General features: G+C 73.6%; 18 protein-coding genes and 1 tRNA gene. 17 read left to right on the top strand and 2 right to left on the bottom strand.

What is annotated here, in order from left to right:
* Nucleotides 1-5 precede the first annotated feature (5 nt).
* From hemQ to AC6CQV_RS08615, 9 genes are all read left to right on the top strand, one after another.
* Nucleotides 6-695, top strand: coding sequence for a hydrogen peroxide-dependent heme synthase (gene hemQ, locus AC6CQV_RS08655; protein WP_205282636.1), 690 nt, complete (start codon nucleotides 6-8; stop codon nucleotides 693-695).
* The gene (locus AC6CQV_RS08650; protein ID WP_498259240.1) at nucleotides 695-1,936 is read left to right on the top strand and encodes a ferrochelatase; all 1,242 of its coding nucleotides are present in this window, start codon (nucleotides 695-697) and stop codon (nucleotides 1,934-1,936) included. The genes hemQ and AC6CQV_RS08650 overlap by 1 nt, the downstream gene beginning before the upstream one ends.
* Complete coding sequence (gene hemC / locus AC6CQV_RS08645) at nucleotides 1,933-3,006, top strand: hydroxymethylbilane synthase (RefSeq protein WP_498259239.1); 1,074 nt, start codon at nucleotides 1,933-1,935, stop codon at nucleotides 3,004-3,006. The genes AC6CQV_RS08650 and hemC overlap by 4 nt, the downstream gene beginning before the upstream one ends.
* Nucleotides 3,003-3,785: a uroporphyrinogen-III synthase gene (locus AC6CQV_RS08640; RefSeq protein ID WP_498259238.1), complete on the top strand. Its 783-nt coding sequence runs from the start codon at nucleotides 3,003-3,005 to the stop codon at nucleotides 3,783-3,785. The genes hemC and AC6CQV_RS08640 overlap by 4 nt, the downstream gene beginning before the upstream one ends.
* On the top strand, nucleotides 3,782-4,777 hold the full coding sequence (gene hemB, locus AC6CQV_RS08635) for a porphobilinogen synthase (RefSeq protein ID WP_061782172.1): 996 nt from the start codon (nucleotides 3,782-3,784) through the stop codon (nucleotides 4,775-4,777). The genes AC6CQV_RS08640 and hemB overlap by 4 nt, the downstream gene beginning before the upstream one ends.
* Nucleotides 4,774-6,084: a glutamate-1-semialdehyde 2,1-aminomutase gene (hemL, locus tag AC6CQV_RS08630; protein ID WP_498259237.1), complete on the top strand. Its 1,311-nt coding sequence runs from the start codon at nucleotides 4,774-4,776 to the stop codon at nucleotides 6,082-6,084. Before hemB ends, hemL begins: the two co-directional genes overlap by 4 nt.
* Nucleotides 6,085-6,104: 20 nt before the next feature.
* Nucleotides 6,105-6,821 (top strand): hypothetical protein, encoded by a 717-nt coding sequence (locus AC6CQV_RS08625; protein WP_498259236.1) that lies wholly within the window; start codon nucleotides 6,105-6,107, stop codon nucleotides 6,819-6,821.
* 55 nt (nucleotides 6,822-6,876) lie between these two features.
* Nucleotides 6,877-7,722 carry a 16S rRNA (adenine(1518)-N(6)/adenine(1519)-N(6))-dimethyltransferase RsmA gene (rsmA, locus tag AC6CQV_RS08620; protein WP_101307195.1) on the top strand — a complete coding sequence of 282 codons (846 nt, stop codon included), beginning with the start codon at nucleotides 6,877-6,879 and terminating at the stop codon, nucleotides 7,720-7,722.
* Between the two features lie 78 nt (nucleotides 7,723-7,800).
* Nucleotides 7,801-8,724, top strand: coding sequence for a phosphodiesterase (locus AC6CQV_RS08615; protein WP_060959851.1), 924 nt, complete (start codon nucleotides 7,801-7,803; stop codon nucleotides 8,722-8,724).
* On the opposite strand, the gene AC6CQV_RS08610 is transcribed toward AC6CQV_RS08615, so the two are convergent.
* Nucleotides 8,660-10,258: a stealth family protein gene (locus AC6CQV_RS08610; protein ID WP_498259235.1), complete on the bottom strand. Its 1,599-nt coding sequence runs from the start codon at nucleotides 10,256-10,258 to the stop codon at nucleotides 8,660-8,662. The two genes, AC6CQV_RS08615 and AC6CQV_RS08610, sit on opposite strands and share 65 nt — an antisense overlap.
* Before the next feature lie 108 nt (nucleotides 10,259-10,366).
* Here AC6CQV_RS08610 and AC6CQV_RS08605 point away from each other — a divergent pair, with 108 nt between their 5' ends.
* From AC6CQV_RS08605 to AC6CQV_RS08590, 4 genes are read left to right on the top strand one after another with little or no spacing between them, the layout of a single operon-like run.
* Complete coding sequence (locus AC6CQV_RS08605; protein WP_498259234.1) at nucleotides 10,367-11,431, top strand: aldo/keto reductase; 1,065 nt, start codon at nucleotides 10,367-10,369, stop codon at nucleotides 11,429-11,431.
* Complete coding sequence (locus tag AC6CQV_RS08600; RefSeq protein WP_191008326.1) at nucleotides 11,428-12,369, top strand: 4-(cytidine 5'-diphospho)-2-C-methyl-D-erythritol kinase; 942 nt, start codon at nucleotides 11,428-11,430, stop codon at nucleotides 12,367-12,369. Before AC6CQV_RS08605 ends, AC6CQV_RS08600 begins: the two co-directional genes overlap by 4 nt.
* A 39-nt stretch (nucleotides 12,370-12,408) precedes the next feature.
* Nucleotides 12,409-13,722: a GNAT family N-acetyltransferase gene (locus tag AC6CQV_RS08595; RefSeq protein ID WP_498259233.1), complete on the top strand. Its 1,314-nt coding sequence runs from the start codon at nucleotides 12,409-12,411 to the stop codon at nucleotides 13,720-13,722.
* A 33-nt stretch (nucleotides 13,723-13,755) separates the two neighbouring features.
* Complete coding sequence (locus AC6CQV_RS08590; protein ID WP_498259232.1) at nucleotides 13,756-15,552, top strand: ABC-F family ATP-binding cassette domain-containing protein; 1,797 nt, start codon at nucleotides 13,756-13,758, stop codon at nucleotides 15,550-15,552.
* A 95-nt stretch (nucleotides 15,553-15,647) separates the two neighbouring features.
* On the opposite strand, the gene AC6CQV_RS08585 is transcribed toward AC6CQV_RS08590, so the two are convergent.
* On the bottom strand, nucleotides 15,648-16,145 hold the full coding sequence (locus tag AC6CQV_RS08585) for a MarR family winged helix-turn-helix transcriptional regulator (RefSeq protein ID WP_060959835.1): 498 nt from the start codon (nucleotides 16,143-16,145) through the stop codon (nucleotides 15,648-15,650).
* A 95-nt stretch (nucleotides 16,146-16,240) separates the two neighbouring features.
* Here AC6CQV_RS08585 and AC6CQV_RS08580 point away from each other — a divergent pair, with 95 nt between their 5' ends.
* From AC6CQV_RS08580 to AC6CQV_RS08565, 4 genes are all read left to right on the top strand, one after another.
* On the top strand, nucleotides 16,241-17,926 hold the full coding sequence (locus tag AC6CQV_RS08580; RefSeq protein WP_498259231.1) for an FAD-dependent oxidoreductase: 1,686 nt from the start codon (nucleotides 16,241-16,243) through the stop codon (nucleotides 17,924-17,926).
* Between the two features lie 39 nt (nucleotides 17,927-17,965).
* Complete coding sequence (locus AC6CQV_RS08575) at nucleotides 17,966-18,127, top strand: DUF8730 family Cys-rich protein (RefSeq protein ID WP_498259230.1); 162 nt, start codon at nucleotides 17,966-17,968, stop codon at nucleotides 18,125-18,127.
* Nucleotides 18,127-18,408 (top strand): metal-sensitive transcriptional regulator, encoded by a 282-nt coding sequence (locus AC6CQV_RS08570; RefSeq protein WP_498259229.1) that lies wholly within the window; start codon nucleotides 18,127-18,129, stop codon nucleotides 18,406-18,408. The genes AC6CQV_RS08575 and AC6CQV_RS08570 overlap by 1 nt, the downstream gene beginning before the upstream one ends.
* Nucleotides 18,409-18,483: 75 nt before the next feature.
* A tRNA-Gln gene (locus tag AC6CQV_RS08565) sits at nucleotides 18,484-18,555 on the top strand.
* Nucleotide 18,556: the final 1 nt, after the last annotated feature.

The raw sequence follows: 18,556 nt of genomic DNA, 5'->3' as shown, positions 1-18,556 counted from the left end.
ACCGCATGACCGCACAGACCCCGCTCGGATACACCCTCTTCGCCGTCCTCGCCGGGCCCCGCCCGCGCGTCGCCGCGACGGACGCGGCGGCGATCGCCGAGCTCTCCGAGGCCGTCGCCGCGGTGACGGCCGGCGGCGTCACCGTCCGCGGCCTGTACGACGTCACCGGCATGCGCGCTGAGGCCGACCTCATGATCTGGCTGCACACCACGCCCGGCGAGGTCGACGACCCGGCCGTCCTGCAGAAGGCGCTGCGCACCCTCCGGCGCACCGCGGCGCTGGAAGCGCACACGGCGGTCTGGACGGCGATGGGCGTGCACCGGGAGGCGGAGTTCAACAAGCGGCACGTGCCCGGCTACCTCCGCGGCGAGAGCGCCCGCGGCTGGCTGTGCCTGTACCCGTTCGTGCGCAGCTACGAGTGGTACCTGCTGCCCGACGAGGAGCGCGCCGCGATGCTCGCCGAGCACGGCCGCAAGGGTGCCCGCTTCACCGACGTCGTCGCGAACACCGTCTCCACGTTCGGCCTGAGCGACTACGAGTGGCTGCTGCCGCTGGAGAGCGACGACCCGATCCACCTCGTCGACATGATGCGCGACCTGCGCGCCACCGACGCGCGCCGCCACGTGCGCGAAGAGGTGCCGTTCTACACCGGCCGACGGCTCGAGCTGGACGAGCTCGCGGAGGTGCTGAGCTGATGGCCGAGAACATCGCCCCCCGCGCCGCGGGCGCGGCGCCGTTCCGCCCCAAGCCGGCGCGCGCGAGCGCCGCTCCCGTCTGCGGCGACGGATGCCGGGTGCCGGCCGCGACCGCGGCGACGTGCGCCGGCGAGCCGCACGTCAGCGTCCCGACGGCGTATGACGGTGTGCTGCTGCTGGGCTTCGGCGGCCCCGAGGGTCAGGACGACGTGATCCCGTTCCTGCGCAACGTCACGGCGGGCCGCGGCATCCCCGACGAGCGCCTGGAGGAGGTCGCGCATCATTACCGCCACCTCGGCGGCGTCTCGCCGATCAACGAGCACAACCGCGAGCTGAAGGCGGCCCTGGACGCCGAGCTCGCCGCGCGCGGGCTCGACCTGCCGGTCTACTGGGGCAACCGCAACTGGATGCCGTACGTCGCCGACGCGCTGCAGGATGCTCACGATGCCGGTCATCGGCGCCTGCTCGCGATCGCGACGAGCGCGTACAGCTCGTACTCGTCGTGCCGGCAGTACCGCGAAGACCTGGCGGATGCCGTGGAGGCGACCGGCCTGTCCGGCGAGGTCGAGATCGACAAGGTGCGCCAGTTCTTCGACCACCCGGGCTTCGTCACGCCGTTCGCCGAGGGCGTCGCCGAGGGACTCGCCGCCCTCCACGCGCAGGGCTTCGCCGACGATCAGATCGAGATCCTCTTCTCCACCCACTCGATCCCGAACAGCGACGCCGACCGCTCCGGTCCGCCCGAGCGCGGGTTCGGCGCCGGCGGGGCCTACGTCGCGCAGCACACCGCGGTCGCCGAGGCGATCATGGCGCGCCTCGCCTCGTCGTGCGCCTGGCAGCTCGTCTTCCAGAGCCGGTCGGGCCCGCCGCAGGTGCCGTGGCTCGAGCCCGACATCAACGACGCGATGGCCGAGCTTCCGGCCCGCGGGCGCCGGGCCGTGCTGATCGTGCCGCTCGGCTTCGTCAGCGACCACATGGAGGTGCTCTGGGACCTCGACACCGAGGCGATGGAGACCGCCGAGGAGCTCGGCCTGATCGCCCTGCGCACGCCCACCCCCGGCACGCATCCGGCGTACGTGTCGGGTCTCGTCGATCTGATGGTCGAGCGCCTGGACGGCACCCCGGCCGCGGACCGCCCCCACGAGACCGACCTCGGCCCCTGGTACGACGTGTGCCGTCCCGGATGCTGCGAGAACAAGCGCCTGGGCTTCCAGCCCGCGCTCGCCGGGATCGCGCCGTGACCGTGACCGACGCGTCCGGCGCCGCGCCGCTGCGCCTCGGCACCCGTGCGAGCCTGCTCGCCACCACGCAGTCGGGCCACGTCGCCGCGGCGCTCCGGGCGGCGACCGGCCGCGAGGTGGAGCTCGTGCCGATCACGACGGCGGGCGACGTGCTCACGGGACCCCTCGCACAGCTCGGCGGCACCGGTGTCTTCGTCGCGGCGCTTCGCGAAGCCCTCCTCCGCGGGGAGTGCGACCTCGTGGTGCACTCGATGAAGGATCTGCCGACCGCCGAGGTCGACGGCCTCGCGATCGCCGCCGTGCCGCCGCGCGCACCCGTGGGCGATGTGCTGTGCGCCCGTGACGGCCTCACGCTCGACACCCTGCCGCACGGTGCGGTCGTCGGCAGCGGCTCGCCCCGCCGGGTCGCGCAGCTGCTCCGGCGCCGGCCCGATCTGCAGGTCCGCGGCATCCGCGGCAACGTCGACACGCGGCTGCGGAAGGTCGACGAGGGGGAGTACGACGCGATCGTGCTCGCCGAGGCCGGCCTCACCCGCATCGGCCGCACCGACCGGATCACCGACCGCTTCGCCGCGGACGGCTGGCCGACATCCGCCGGGCAGGGTGCGCTGGCGGTCGAGGTGCGATCGGACTCCGCGGTCGCCGCGCAGATCGCCGCGATCAGCGATGCGGATGCCGAGGTCACCGCGCTCTGGGAGCGCGCCGTGCTGCGGCTGCTGGAGGCCGGCTGCGCCGCGCCGGTCGGCATCTCGGCCCGGCTCGCGGAGGCGGCGGGCCCGGACGTCTCGACGCGCTCCGCTCGCTCAACGACCGGTGGCCTCGTCCCGGTCGTTGAGCGAGGGCCGCAGGCCCGAGTCGAAACGCCCGTCACGCTGGTCGCCGAGGTCTACGCCCTCGACGGCGCCCGCGCCGTCCGCGTCGCGCACACCGCCACCCGTGAGGAGCTGGCCGACGCCGCGGGGCGCGATCGCGCCGCGGCATCCGTCGTCGCGGCGCTCATGGATGCCGGCGCCGGCGATCTCGCCGACCTCGGCCCGCGCGCCACCGGCGCGGAGGGAGCCGGACGGTGACCGCCCTGGAGGGGGCGCGGGTGCTCGTGCCGCGCGGCGGCGCCTGGGGTGAGCGGGTTGCGCAGGAGCTCGCGGCGCGCGGCGCCCGGCCCGTGATCGCACCCGTGATCCGCACCGCGCCGCCCCGCGACGCCGCCGCGCGCGACGCGACGTTCACCGCGCTCGCCGACGGGCGTTACGCGTGGCTCTTCGTCACCAGCGCCGCGAGCGTCGAGCAGCTCGCCGGCTTCCTCTCCGCGCAGCGGCGGACCCTGCCGGACACCCTCGAGATCGCCGCCGTCGGTCCGTCGACGGCCCGCGCGGTGGGTGCCCTCGGTGCGGCCGTCGCCTTCGTCCCGGGAGGACGCTCGTCGGCGCAGACGATGATCGTGCAGTGGACCGCGGCGCACGACGCGGCATCCACCGGGCGCTGCCTCGTCGTCCGCTCGGACCTCGCCGCCGCGGTCGTCAGCGACGAGCTCGAGCTGCGCGGGTTCGCGGTGGACGTCTGCATCGGCTACCGCACCGTCGGCGTCGACCTCGACCCGGCGGTCGCGGGGGAGCTGCACGACGGGCGGTTCGACATCGTCCTGCTCACCTCGCTGAGCGTCGGCCGCGAGCTGCGCCGCCAGGTCGGCACCCTCCCGGCATCCACCCTCGTCGCCTCGATCGGCCCGGGCACGACGCGCGACGCCGAGCGTCTCGGCTTCACCGTCGGCCACACCGCCCGCACGCAGAGCATCGACGCCCTCATCGCCGAGCTCGACTCCTCATCCCGACGTCTGGAGGTCACCCCATGACCACGTTCCCCGTCCGCCGCCTGCGGCGCCTCCGGCAGACGCCGGCGCTGCGCCGGCTCGTGTCCGAGACCGACCTGAGCGCGCGTCGTCTCGTGCTGCCGGTGTTCGTCAAGGAGGGCATCGCCCAGGCGCAGCCCATCGCCAGCATGCCCGGCGTCCAGCAGTACCCGATCGAGCAGCTCGCCGCGCTCGTCGACGACGCCGCGGAGGCCGGCATCGGCGGCATCATGCTCTTCGGCGTTCCCGCGGTGCGCGACGCCGTCGGCAGCGGCGCGACCGACCCCGACGGCATCCTCAACCGGGCGATCGCCGTCGCGGCGCGCGCGGCGGCCGGGCGCCTCACGGTGCAGGCCGACCTCTGCCTCGACGAGTTCACCGACCACGGCCACTGCGGCGTGCTCGCCGCCGACGGGAGCGTCGACAACGACGCGACCCTCGAGGTGTACGCGCGGATGGCCGTCGCCCAGGCGGAGGCCGGCGCCGACGTCCTGGGCCTGTCCGGCATGATGGACGGCCAGGTCGCCGCGTGCCGTGCCGCCCTGGATGCGGGGGGACGCAGCGACGTCGTGATCCTCGCCTACTCCGCCAAGTACGCCTCCGCCTTCTACGGCCCCTTCCGCGACGCCGTCGAGTCGACGCTCACCGGCGACCGCCGCACCTACCAGCTCGACCCGGCCAACGGCCGCGAGGGCGTGCAGGAGGCGCTCGCCGACATCGACGAGGGCGCCGACATCGTCATGGTCAAGCCCGCCGGACCCTACCTCGACGTGCTGGCCGAGGTCGCCGCCGTCTCGTCGGTGCCGGTCTGGGCCTACCAGGTGTCGGGCGAGTACGCGATGATCGAGCACGCCGCCGCGGCCGGGGTCATCGACCGCGAGCGTGCGATCGGGGAGACCCTCCTCGGCATCCGCCGCGCCGGCGCCGAGGCGATTCTGACGTACTGGGCGATCGAGGTCGCCGGCTGGATCCGAGAGGGACGCGCACTCGCATGACCGACACCAACGACGCCCTGTTCACCCGTGCCCGCGCCGTCATCCCGGGCGGTGTGGACTCGCCCGTGCGCGCCTACGGGTCCGTCGGCGGCACGCCGCGCTTCCTCGTCGAGGCCGCGGGTCCGTACGTGACGGATGCCGAGGGCCGCCGTTACGTCGACCTCGTCGCCAGCTGGGGTCCGGCGCTGCTCGGCCACGCCCACCCCGAGGTCGTCGCCGCCGTGCAGGAGGCCGCGGCACGCGGCCTGTCCTTCGGGGCGCCGACGCCCGCCGAGGCGGAGCTGGTCGAGCTCATCGTCGCGCGGGTGCCCGCCGTGCAGAAGGCGCGGCTGGTCTCCACCGGCACCGAGGCGACCATGACGGCGATCCGTCTGGCGCGCGGCGCGACCGGCCGCGACCTGCTCGTGAAGTTCGCCGGTCACTACCACGGGCACTCCGACGGCCTGCTCGCCGCGGCCGGGTCGGGGCTCGCGACCTTCGCGCTGCCCGGGTCGGCCGGCGTGCCCGAGGCGGTCGCGGCGCAGACGCTCGTCGTGCCGTACAACGACCGGGTCGCGCTCCAGGAGGCCTTCGCCGCCCACCCCGGTCGCATCGCCGCGGTCATCACCGAGGCCGCGGCCGCGAACATGGGTGTCGTGGCCCCGGCATCCGGGTTCTCGGCCTTCCTCGCCGACCTCTGCCGGCGTGAGGGCGCCCTGCTGATCAGCGACGAGGTGCTCACGGGTTTCCGCGCCGCACCGGGCGGCTACGCGCAGGTGCTCGCGGAGGCGGGGGAGACGGTCGTCCCCGACCTCGTCACGTTCGGCAAGGTGATCGGCGGGGGTCTGCCGGTCGCAGCCGTCGGCGGGCGCGCCGACGTGATGGATCTGTTGGCCCCGCTCGGTCCCGTGTACCAGGCGGGGACGCTGAGCGGGAACCCGGTCGCCGTGGCCGCGGGACTGGCGACCCTCCGTCTCGCCGACGACGCGGCCTACCTCCGGCTGGGACAGGCCGCCGACGCCGTCGCCGACGCGACCACGCGCGCGCTGACCGAGGCCGGTGTGCCCCACGTGCTGCAGCGGGCGGGAACCCTCTTCAGCGTGTTCTTCGGTGCGGACGTCGTCGGCGGGGTGCCCGACTACGTGGCGGCGCAGCGACAGGACACCGCCGCCTACGGCCGGTTCTTCCACACGATGCTGGATGCCGGGATCTCGCTGCCGCCGTCCGCCTTCGAGGCCTGGTTCCTCACCGCCGCCCACGACGACGCGGCCGTCGCGCAGATCGTCGACGCCCTGCCCGCGGCCGCCCGCGCCGCGGCCGCCGCGTAGGTTCCCGAGGAGAGGACGGGATGCCGCGGGCCGAGCCGCGGCATCCCGTCCTCGATTTGCGACATCTCCTCGGCAACGGCCCCGGCAACGGCACCAACAACGGCACCGACCCGGCCGCGGAGGACGCCGTGTCGGAGGCTCCCTCTAGCGTGTCGACCATGGACACCGACGAGCTGTTTCTGCGTTCCGACGCCGCCCTGCGCGACGTGATCGACCGGATCGACCCGGCCGATCTCACCCGTCCGGCACCGTCCGAATGGACCTCCACGGCGGATCCCACCTTCCGCGACATCCTTCAGGCGCACACCTACGACGAGGCCTGGGTCCCCGACGTCCTGCGCGGGCGCGCATCGGCCGACGGCGACGACCTGCGGGGAGTCGACCTGCTCGGCGACGATCCGATCGGCGCGTACGACGCCCGCAACGACGCCGCGACGGCGGCGGTCCGCGCCGGCGGCTACGCCGACACCTTCCGGTTCAGCTACGGCGACTACCCGGCCGCCGAGGGTCTCGCCCACCTCGCCACCTACCGGGCGTTCCAGGCGTGGCTCATCGCGAAGCACCTCGGCATCCCGTTCCACTTCACCCCCGAGCTGATCGCCGGTCTCGAGGAGCACGTCGTCTCGTTCGCCGAGGAGTGGCGCGCGTGGGGTGTGTTCCCGCCGGCGATCGATCCGCCCGAGGGGGCCGACGACGAGACGCGCCTGCTGTGCGCCGTCGGCTACTGGATCCCCTAGACCACGGATCCCGCCGGCTCGGGCGGCCGCACGCATCACGGATAGGCTGGTGCGCATGCCCGTGACCCTGCTCGGAGCCGCCGAGATCCGCGCGCTCGCCGCCGACCTCGACGTCACTCCGACCAAGAAGCTGGGGCAGAACTTCGTCGTCGACGCCAACACGGTGCGAAAGATCGTCCACGTCGCGGAGGTGACCGCCGCCGACCGCGTCGTCGAGGTCGGGCCGGGTCTCGGCTCGCTCACCCTCGCCATCCTCGAGACGGGCGCGCCCGTCACCGCCGTCGAGATCGACCACCGCCTCGCGGAGCGGCTGCCGGCCACCGCCGCGGCCCACGGCGTCGCCGACGGTGCGCTGACGGTCGTGGATGCCGACGCCCTCCGTGTCACGGCGCTGCCGGGCGATCCGAACGTGCTCGTCGCGAACCTGCCCTACAACGTCAGCGTGCCGGTGCTCCTGCACTTCATGGAGACCTTTCCCGGTCTCGAGCGCGGCGTCGTGATGGTGCAGGCCGAGGTGGGGGAGCGCCTCGCGGCGCCTCCCGGATCGAAGGTCTACGGCGCCCCGAGCGTCAAGGCGGCCTGGTACGGCGCGTGGCGGCTGGCGGGCACGGTGTCGCGGCAGGTCTTCTGGCCGGTGCCCAACGTCGACAGCGTGCTGGTCGGATTCCGCCGTGATCCGCAGCCCCGCGGCGACGAGACCCTCCGCCGCGCCACCTTCCGGGTCGTGGATGCCGCCTTCCAGCAGCGCCGCAAGATGCTGCGCCAGGCGCTCGCCCCGCTCCTCGGCGGCTCATCGGCGGCGGCGACCGCGGTGCTGGAGGCGGCCGGAGTGGACCCCACGGCCCGGGGCGAGCAGCTGACGATCGACCACTTCGTGGCGGTCGCCCGCGCCTCCCGCTGACCGCGCGCCGGCGGCGACCTCGACACGACGCGCAACGTTCACCGCGCGGTCACGAAACATGTCTGTAACATGACGCGCATGCGAATGGCCGAGCATCCTGCTCCCGAGCGGATCGTGCTTCATCTCAGCGACACCCACCTGCGGGCCGGGGGCTCGCGCATCTGGGACGCCGTCTCGGGCGAGGAGCACCTCGCCCGCGCGCTCGACGGCATCGAGTCCTCGGGCGTGCGGCCCGACGCCATCGTCGTCACCGGCGACCTCGTCGACCTCGGCGAGCGTGCCGCGTACGCGACGCTGCGGGCGATGGTGGAGCCCGTCGCCGCGCGCCTGGAGGCGCCGGTGGTGTGGGTCATGGGAAACCACGACGATCGCGCCGCGTTCCGCGCCGAGCTGTGGGACGATCCGGCCGCCGATCTGCGCCCCGTCGACCGGGTGGACGAGTTCGACGGTCTGCGCATCGTCACCCTCGACACCTCTGTTCCGGGCCACCACTACGGCGAGCTCTCCGACGCCCAGCTCGCGTGGCTGTCCGCCGTGCTGGAAACGCCCGCGCCGCTCGGCACGATCCTGGCGATGCACCACCCGCCCGTTCCCAGCGTGCTCGCGCTGGCGGCGAGCGTCGAGCTGCGCGGTCAGGCGCGTCTGGCCGCCGTCGTCCGCGGCACCGACATCCGCGCCATCATCGCGGGGCACCTGCACTACTCGACGTTCGCGACGTTCGCGGGCATCCCCGTTTCGGTCGCGTCATCCACCTGCTACGCGCAGGATCTCACCGTCCCCGTCGGCGGCACCCGCCCGCAGGACGGGGCCCAGTCGTACAACCTGGTGCACGTCTACGACGACACGGTCGTCCACTCCGTGGTCCCCGTCGACGTCCCCCGCGTGATGGAGTACACCGACCCGGAGGCCGCCCGCCGGCGGCTCGCCGAGGCGGGCATCACGGGCGTCGGCGTGCAGAGGCCGAGCGCCCCGCCGACGCGGCCGTTGTCCGTGCTGCGCTGACCGGCACCTCCCACGGCGCCCGCACCGGGAACATGCGCTCGAGCGTGTCGCGCAGCAGGCGCACGCGCATCTCCTCCGGCACCTCGGTCTCACCGCCGTCGTTGAGGCAGAACATGTCCGCGTCGCGGCGCTCCTCCAGCCGGCGCATCTTGCGCAGCGCGGAGACCATGGTGGTCTGCACGTAGGTCACCCGCGGTGCGGTCGTCGCCACGGCCCGCCCGGTCATGAGGGCGTAGTAGTGGTAGAGGCTGTTGGTGACCGACACGTCGCTCGCCGAGCGGAACCGGGATGCCGCGGTGCGCGCGATGTCCTCGGCGAACTCCCGTTCGAGCTCGGCGGCGATGCTGCGCCTCATCGGCGCGGCGCAGTGCTCGAGGTCGCGCACGATCGAGCGGCCGAAGCGTTCGAGCAGGAGGGCGCGGTTCACGCGCAGGGCGTTGTCGTGCCCGGACCGCTCGCTGCGCGCCGCCCCGGCCCCGATGCGCACGTCGCACTCGACGAACGTCGTGAGCCCGCCCGCGGTGAAGAACATCTCCGGCGCGACGGGACGGCCGAAGAACATGTCGTCGTTCGAGTACAGGAAGTGCTCGGCGAGGCCGTCGATGCGATGCAGCTGCGCCTCGACGGCGTGCGAGTTGTGGGTGGGCAGAACCGACGGGTCGGCGAAGAACTCCTCGCTGCGCACGATCGTGACGCGCGGGTGCTCGGCCAGCCAGGCGGGCTTGGGCGAGTCGGTGGCGATGAAGATCCGTCGCACCCAGGGGGCGTACATGTGCACGCTGCGCAGTGCGTAGCGCAGCTCGTCGACGTGGCGGTAGCGCGCCGGCCCGTCGTCGCCCTCGCCGACCACGTACTCCTCGAGCTGCGCGGCGCGCTGGCGCTGGAACTCGCTGGCCGAGCCGTCGACCCACGAGAAGACCATGTCGATGTCGGCGGTGACCTGATGCGGCCGCGCGTCGAACATGCCCACGACCGTCCTCCAGGAGCGGCCGTGGCGCCACACCGTCGTGGGGGTGAGATCGGATGCCGGGAACACCCGCCGCGTGAGGGCGTTGGCGCGCGGCGCGTGCACGAGCCCGTCCGCTCGGCGCCACGCCTCGAGGCGCACCGACTCCGCCGTCCCGTAGCGCAGCGAGCCGTTGGCGCTGACGCGCGGGCGGTACAGACGCATCCCCCAGACGCCGTCCGGGTCGGGGAGGGGCAGATCCACCGCGAGGCGCGCGGCGGCGCCGGCGGGCTTGGCGTAGAGCGGTTCGTCCGCGCCGGCCGCGGCCAGGGCGCGGACGGCGGCCGGGCCTTCGGCGGCATCCACGACGATCACCGCGCCGCCGTGGTCGTCCTGCGCGAGCATCGGGTCGAGGCCGGCGGCCGCGAGGGCGTCGGCGACGAGGCCGATGTCGGCCGTCCGGGCCATCTCGGGGGTGAGGTCGTCGTGCACGAGGTGGAGGACACCGTCGACCCATCGGAGGTCGTCGCGGGCGAGCAGACCTGACCAGGGGTGCGGATGCGGTGAGAGTGCCTCCAGTGGTGTCACGCAGACCTTCTTTCGTCGCCGGGGAGCCTTCAGCGTACGCGCATGTCGTTTCCTCCGCGTTTCGGCCACCGGCCGCCGCCGGCGCCCTGCGCTCGATAGCCTGGACGGGTGACCGACACCCCCGAGCGTTTCGCCGCGTCGCGCGGCGGCGACCTGCACCGTCCCTACACCGCGGCCCCCGACCGCTACACCTCCGCCGGCTACCGACAGGTGGGCGCCAGCGGCCTCTACCTCCCCGCGATCTCGCTGGGGCTGTGGTGGAACTTCGGTGACAACGTGCCGTTCGACAATCAGCGCGCGCTGCTGCGCCATGCCTTCGACCGCGGCATCACCCACTTCGACCTCGCCAACAACTACGGCCCGCCGTACGGCAGCGCGGAGACGAACTTCGGACGCATGATGCGCGAGGACTTCCGGCCCTACCGCGACGAGCTCATCATCTCGTCCAAGGCCGGCTACGACATGTGGGACGGACCCTACGGGCAGTGGGGCTCGCGCAAGTATCTGCTGGCCAGCGCGGAGCAGTCCCTCACGCGGATGTCGCTCGACTACGTCGACATCTTCTACTCGCACCGCTTCGACCCGGTGACGCCCATCGAAGAGACGGTCGCCGCGCTCGACACCCTCGTGCGACAGGGCAAGGCGCTGTACGTCGGCATCTCGTCGTACGAGCCCGAGCAGACCGCGCGGGCCGCCGCCGTCGCGCGTGCGCTCGGCACGCCCCTGATCATCCACCAGCCCGCCTACTCGATCCTCAACCGGTGGATCGAAGACGGTCTGACCGGCGTGCTGCAGCAGGAGGGCATGGGCGCCATCGCGTTCGTCCCCCTGGCACAGGGGCTGCTGACCGACCGCTACCTCGGCGACGGCACCGCGACCCGCTCCCAGGACCGCTCGTCGCTGCCCGGGCGTCGCCTGACCGACTCCGCCCTGGCGGGCCTGCGCGCTCTCGACGTGATCGCCCGTGAGCGCGGGCAGAGCCTCGCGCAGCTGGCTCTGCAGTGGGTGCTGCGCGACGGCGTCGTGGCCTCGGCGCTCATCGGGGCCTCGCGGACCGCGCAGCTCGACGAGAACCTCGCCGCGCTGGACGGGCCCGCCTTCGACGCCGAGGAGCTCGCGCGCATCGACGTGATCGCTGCCGGCATCGGAGAGATCTGGGTGGACGCTTCGTGACCATCGCCGGGCTGGCCGGTCGCCGGGTGCACGCGCGCGCGCCCGGCAAGATCAACATCGCCTTCGACGTCGGCGACGTCCAGCCCGACGGCTACCACGACGTCGCCTCCGTGTACCAGGCCGTGTCGGTGTACGAGGACGTGTGGGCGCGGGTGGCCGACGACTTCACGATCGCCGTCACGGGCGACCTCGATGTGTCCGGCGTCCCCCTCGACGCCACGAACCTCGCCGTCCGGGCGGCGCGGCGCGCCGCCGAGCGGCTGGGCTGGCAGGGCGGCATCCACCTCGACGTCCACAAGGGCGTGCCCGTCGCCGGCGGCATGGGGGGCGGGTCGGCGGATGCCGCGGCCGCCCTCGTCGCCGTCAACGAGCTGCTGGGCGGCGGGCTGACGACGCTCGAGCTGCAGGAGCTCGGTGCGCCCCTCGGCGCGGACGTGCCCTTCGCGGTCCTCGGCGGCACGGCGATCGGAACCGGCCGCGGCGACGAGCTGGCGCCGGCGCTCGCCCGCGGGCGCTTCGACTGGGTGCTCGTGACCAGTGCGGACGGGCTGTCGACGCCGGCGGTCTACGGCGAGCTCGACCGCCTGCGCGACCTGCCCGACATCGCCCCCGATCACGGCGTGCCGTCGGCCGATCCCGTGGTGCTGCAGGCGCTGCGGGCGGGCGACCCCGCGGCGCTCGCCGTCGCCGTCCGCAACGACCTCCAGGATGCCGCGCTGTCGCTGCGGCCCGCACTCGCCGACACCCTGCGCGCCGGACGACGGGCGGGCGCCCTGGCCGGTATCGTCTCGGGGTCGGGGCCCACGGTCGCCTTCCTCGCGGCCGACGAGCGCGCCGCCGTCGAGCTCGCCGCCGACCTCTCGGCCGTCGCGCCGGCCCGTTCGCGTGTGCTGCACGCGCACGGTCCCGTGCCCGGCGCCCGCGTCGTCACGGCCTGAGCGCCGCCATCTCGCACACCCCCTCGAACGGAGAGCACCATGACCGATCGTCACCGTCCGCACCACGACGCCTCGCTCGACAGCACCCTGGTCGATGAGCTCGCCGCGCGCGACCTCGTCGTGCGGCGGGTCGACGACGCGCTGCGCACCGAGACCGACCCGTGGCTGGAGGCCGTCTCGCGCGGGTTCCTCGACGGCGAACGCACCGAGACGCAGCGCGAGGCGTTCTTCGCCGGCTCGGCGTACCGTCGCAAGCTCGGCGTCTTCGACGAGACGGCGCCGCAGCCGGAGGTGCCGGTCGCGACCTTCGCGTCGTGGGCCGCGGAGCTCAGTCTCCCCGGCGGGGCGGTGCCCGCCTGCGCGATCAGCTCCGTGACCGTCGCCCCGACCCATCGCCGCCGCGGCATCCTGCGCTCGGTGATGGCGGGCGAGCTGCGCACCGCCGTCGAGCGGGGCCTTCCGGTGGCGATCCTCACCGTCAGCGAGTCGACCATCTACGGCCGCTTCGGCTTCGCCCCCGCGGCGCTGGCCGCGCACTGGCGGATCGACGCGCGCCGCGCACGGTGGATCGGACCCGACGCCCCCGGACGCATCGACTTCGTCACGCGTGCGCAGGGACGGGAGATCGCCGCGGAGCTGCACGAGCGGGTCCGCGTGCACGCGCCCGGTGAGATCGACATGCCCGGCGGACACTGGGATCGCTTCTTCGGCACGAGAGCCGACGTCGAGAAGGCCGAGCAGCTGCGGGCGGTGCAGTACCGCTCGCCGTCCGGCGATGTCGAGGGCGTCGCCGTGTACCGCGTCACCGAGAACGAGCACGACTTCGCGGCATCCACCGTCGAGATCGGCCTGCTGCTCGCCGCCGGCGACGAGGCGTACGCCGCCCTCTGGCGCTTCTTCCTCACGATGGACCTCATCGGCACGGTGGAGGCCAGCGAGCTGTCGGTCGACGAGCCGCTGTGGTGGATGATCGCCGACCAGCGCGCCGTGACGGTGACGCTGCGCGACCACCACTACACGCGCATCCTGGACGTGCCGGCGGCGCTGTCGGCGCGGACCTATGACGTCGTCGACACGGTCGTGCTCGACGTCACCGATCCGCTGGGCATCGCCTCCGGGGTGTTCCTGCTGACGACGGATGCCGACGGCACCGCCGCGGTGGAGCTGGTCGACGAGCCGCCGGTCGGCGTGCCGACGGTCACGCTCGGGGTGGCCGAGCTGTCTGCGCTGCTGCTGGGCGGCGTCTCGCCCGTGACGCTGGCGCGCGCGGGCCGTCTGGTCGCCGACGACGCCCCCGCGCTCGCACGGCTGTTCGCCTCCACGGTGCCGCCGCGGCTGAGCTTCTGGTACTGACCGCCGGGACCTCTCGCGTAGCCTGGAGCGGATATGGCGCATCTGCTCGGGGCTGAGGGCCTCCACCTGGAATTCCCCACGAAGGTCGTCTTCGACGGCGTCTCTCTCGGCGTCGACGAGGGGGATCGCATCGGCATCGTCGGCCGCAACGGCGACGGCAAGTCGAGTCTGATGGCGATGCTCGCGGGGCGTCTGGAGCCGGATGCCGGTCGCGTCACCGTGCGCGGCGGGGTGCGCGTGGGCGTGCTCGATCAGGGCGACACGCTCGACGACGCCCTCACGATCGCCCAGAGCGTCGTCGGCGACCGCGCCGAGCACGACTGGGCGGGCGATGCCGGCGTCCGCGACGTGATCTCCGGCCTGGTCGGCGACCTCGACTGGGACGGCCCCGTGGTCGGTCTCTCGGGCGGGCAGCGCCGGCGCGTGGCGCTCGCGCGACTGCTCGTCGGCGACTGGGACGTCCTCGCCCTCGACGAGCCCACCAACCACCTCGACGTCGAGGCGGTCGCCTGGCTCGCCGCGCACCTCAAGCGCCGCTGGTCCGCCTCGACGGGGGCGCTGCTGGTCGTCACCCACGACCGGTGGTTCCTCGACGAGGTCTGCACCCGCACGTGGGAGGTGCACGACCGCATCGTCGAGCCGTTCGAGGGCGGCTACGCCGCGTACGTGCTGCAGCGCGTCGAGCGCGACCGCCAGTCGGCGGTCATCGAGCAGCGGCGGCAGAACCTCGCCCGCAAGGAGCTCGCGTGGCTGCGCCGCGGCGCGCCCGCGCGCACGAGCAAGCCCCGCTTCCGCATCGACGCGGCCAACGCCTTGATCGCCGACGTCCCCGAGATCCGCGACGCCGTCCAGCTGCAGTCCCTCGCCGTCTCCCGCCTGGGCAAGGACGTCGTCGACCTGCTGGATGCCGGCGTCGCGTACGACGGGCATCCGGTGCTCACCGACGTCGAGTGGCGCATCGCGCCGGGCGAGCGCACCGGCATCCTCGGCGTCAACGGCGCCGGCAAATCGACGCTCCTCGGCCTGGTGGCCGGGACGGTCGAGCCCACGAGCGGCCGGGTCAAGCGCGGCAAGACCGTGAAGGTCGCGACGCTCACCCAGCGGATGGACGAGCTGGACCAGTACCGGGACGACCCGGTGCGGGTCGTGATCTCGGGCCTGCGCACGAGCTACACGATCGGCACGGGCTCGAAGGCCGCCGAACTGACGCCCGGCCAGCTCCTGGAGCGGATGGGTTTCAGCTCCGCCCAACTGTCGACGCCGGTCAAGGATCTCTCCGGCGGTCAGCAGCGCCGGCTGCAGCTGCTGCTGATCCTGCTCGACCAGCCGAACGTGCTCATCCTCGACGAGCCGACGAACGACCTCGACACCGACATGCTCGCCGCCATCGAGGATCTCTTGGACTCGTGGGCGGGGACCCTGCTGGTCGTCAGCCACGATCGGTACTTCCTCGAGCGCGTCACGGACCAGCAGTACGCCGTGCTGGACGGGCGCCTCCGGCACCTGCCCGGCGGCATCGACGAGTACCTGCGCCTGCGCGCCGCGCAGCTGTCCGCACCGGCCGCCGCTCCCGCGGCATCCGGCGGCGCCGCGTCGGGTCCCGCCCTGGCCGGCGCCGACCTGCGCGCGGCCCAGAAAGAGGTCGCCGCCGCGGAGCGGCGCATCCAGAAGCTCACGTCCCAGGTGGATGCCGCACGCACGGCGCTCGCCGACCACGACCAGTCGGATTACGTCGGCCTGGGGGAGCGGATGCGGGCGATCGGCGCGCTGGAGGCGGAGATCGCCGCGCTGGAGGAGCGCTGGTTCGAGCTGTCCGAGTTTCTCGGCTGACGCCCCGCGACGGAGGAGTTTCGGTCGCTCGTGGCGTCCGAAACTCCCTGGGGCGCCGTTTCGGGCGCTCGAGGCGACCGAAACGCGAGCCTGCGTCAGGCGTCGAAGCCGAGGGAGAGCTTGCGCAGCAGGGCGGCGAGGCGTTCCCGGTCGCCGCGGGAGAGCACGCCGAGCAGCAGGGCCTCCGCGTCGACGAGACGCGTGATGGCGGCATCCACGCGGGTCTTCCCGTCGTCGGTGATCGTGACGAGCACGCTGCGGCCGTCGGCCGGGTCGGCTTCGCGACGCACGAGACGGCGGCCCACGAGCCGATCGATGCGGTTGGTCATCGTCCCGCTGGAGACGAGGGTCTGCTGCAGCAGCTGCTTCGGGCTCAGCTGATAGGGCTCGCCCGCGCGGCGCAGCGCCGACAGTACGTCCCACTCCCACGGCTCGAGGTCGCTGCGGCGGAACGCCTCACGTCGCGCCCGGTCGAGGTGGCGCGACAGGCGGTCGACGCGGGAGAGCACCTCGAGGGGCGAGAAGTCGAGGTCGGGACGCTGGGCACCCCACGCGCCGACGATCCGGTCGACTTCGTCGTGTTCGGTGGCCATGGCTCCATTATCGCGGGAGGCGATCCGCCCGATTTGGCGCGCGATACCCCCGGGGGTATATTCGGGCGAGAACTGAACCTGAAGGGGGAGCACGGATGCGCATCGTGATCGTCGGAGGCGTGGCGGGAGGGATGAGCTGCGCCGCACGCGCGCGCAGGCTCGACGAGTCCGCCGAGATCGTCGTGCTCGAGCGCGGGGAGCACGTCTCCTTCGCCAACTGCGGTCTGCCCTACCTCGTGGGCGGCGAGATCGCCGACCCGTCCGCGCTGCTCGTGCAGACGCCCGCGTCGCTGAAGGCCGCGCTGGCCCTGGACGTACGCACCGGACACGACGTGACCCACCTGGATGCCGCGGCCAAGACCGTGACGGTCGTCACCGCGGACGGGGTCGACACGCTCGCCTACGACGCCCTCGTGCTCGCACCGGGCGCGCAGGCGGCGCGCCCGCCGATCGCCGGACTCGACTCCCCTCGCGTGCGGACGCTGCGCACCGTGGAGGATGCCGTGGCGCTGCGCGACCGCGTCGCCGCCGGTGCGCGCCGGGCGGTCGTGCTCGGTGCCGGCTTCATCGGCGTCGAGGCCGCGGAGGCGCTCGCCCAGCGCGGCCTGCACACCACGGTCGTGGAGCTCGCGCCCCACGTCCTCCCTCCGCTGGAGGAGGAGCTCGCGACCCTCGTGAGCGCCGAGCTGCACGCGCTCGGCATCGAGGTGCGCGCCGGTGCGGCCGCGACGGCGATCGAGTCGGGCGTCGACGCCGACGTCGTCGTCCTCGACGACGGATCGCGGCTCGACGCCGATCTGGTGGTGCTCTCGGTCGGGGTCCGGCCCGACACCGCCGTGTTCGAAGAGGCCGGCGTCGCCTGCGTCCGCGGGGCGATGATCGTCGACGACCACGGCCGCACCTCGCTGCCCGACGTCTATGCGGTCGGCGATGCGACCGCGGTGGCCGACGCCGTGACGGGAGCCGTGCGCCCCGTCGCCCTCGCCGGCCCCGCCAACCGGGCGGGCCGCCTCGTGGCCGATGCGATCCTCCGACCGCACACGGCCCGCGCGATCCCACGACCGGTCGGCACCGCCATCGTGCGCGTCGGCGCGCAGACGGTCGCGCTGACGGGCGCCAACCGTGCCGCACTGGCGGCCGCGGACGTCGAGATCGACACCGTGCACCTGCACCCGGGCCAGCACGCCGGCTATTTCCCCGGTGCCTCGCAGATCCACCTCGTCGCGCACGTCCGGCGCGACGACGGTCGTCTGATGGGTGCGCAGGCCGTCGGCGCCGACGGCGTCGACAAGCGGATCGACGTGCTCGCCACCGCCATCCGTGCCGGGTGGAGCGTCGAGGACCTCATCGATCTCGATCTGGCCTATGCGCCGCCGTACGGTTCGGCGAAGGATCCCGTGAACCTGCTCGGCATGGTGGGGGAGAACGTGCGCTCCGGCACGCTCCGCCTCTGGTACGCGCAGGAGCTCGAGGAGGTGCTCTCGTCGGCGCTCGTCCTCGACGTCCGGACGCCCGCGGAGCTCGCCGCCGGCCGGCTGCCGGACGTCCTGGCGATCCCGCACACGCAGCTGCGGGCCCGCCTCGACGAGGTCCGCGACGCCGCCGCCGGCCGCCCCGTGCGCGTGATGTGCCAGTCGGGCGTGCGCTCCGCGATCGCGCATCGGGTGCTCGCGCAGGCCGGGTTCGACTCGGCATCCCTCTCCGGCGGCATGCTGACGCTCCGCGCCGTCCTCGGCGACCGCGCGGGCACCCTGCTCGTGACCGATCGCACCGCCGTCTGAACCCCCCCACACCGACACCGAAAGACGAGGAGACCTCACATGTGCTCTGCCGTGACGTGCACCACCTGCGGAAAGACGACCTGGGCCGGCTGCGGCCAACACGTGGACCAGGTGATGCGCAACGTCCCCGCCGCGCAGCGCTGCGCCGGACACGGGACCGACAGCGGATCGGGCTTCTTCTCCCGACTGTTCTCCCGCTGATGGCGACCTCGACGCACGACCCCGCCGCCCAGCGCAAGATCGCCAACCGGCTGCGCCGCGCCCGCGGGCAGCTGGACGCCGTGATCGCGGCCGTGGAGGAGGGGCGGCCCTGTCGCGACGTCGTCACGCAGCTGGCGGCCGTCTCCCACGCCCTGGACCGCGCGGGCTTCGCGATCGTGTCGACCGCGCTGCGCGAATGCCTCACCGATCCGGCCGCCGCCGAGATCGAGGACGGCCTCACGACGGAGGAGCTGGAGAAGCTCTTCCTCATGCTCGCCTGACGGCCGATCGATGCGGTCTTCGGCGCCGGAGACTGGCAGACTGGACCGGCATACCCGCCGACTCGCGGGGTGCGGTCCGCCGTAGTGTAACGGCAGCACGACAGCCTTTGGAGCTGTGAGGTTCAGGTTCGAATCCTGGCGGCGGAGC

The sequence above is a fragment of the Microbacterium sp. EG9 genome (assembly GCF_059759475.1).
This window is presented reverse-complemented; position numbering and strand designations above follow the sequence as displayed.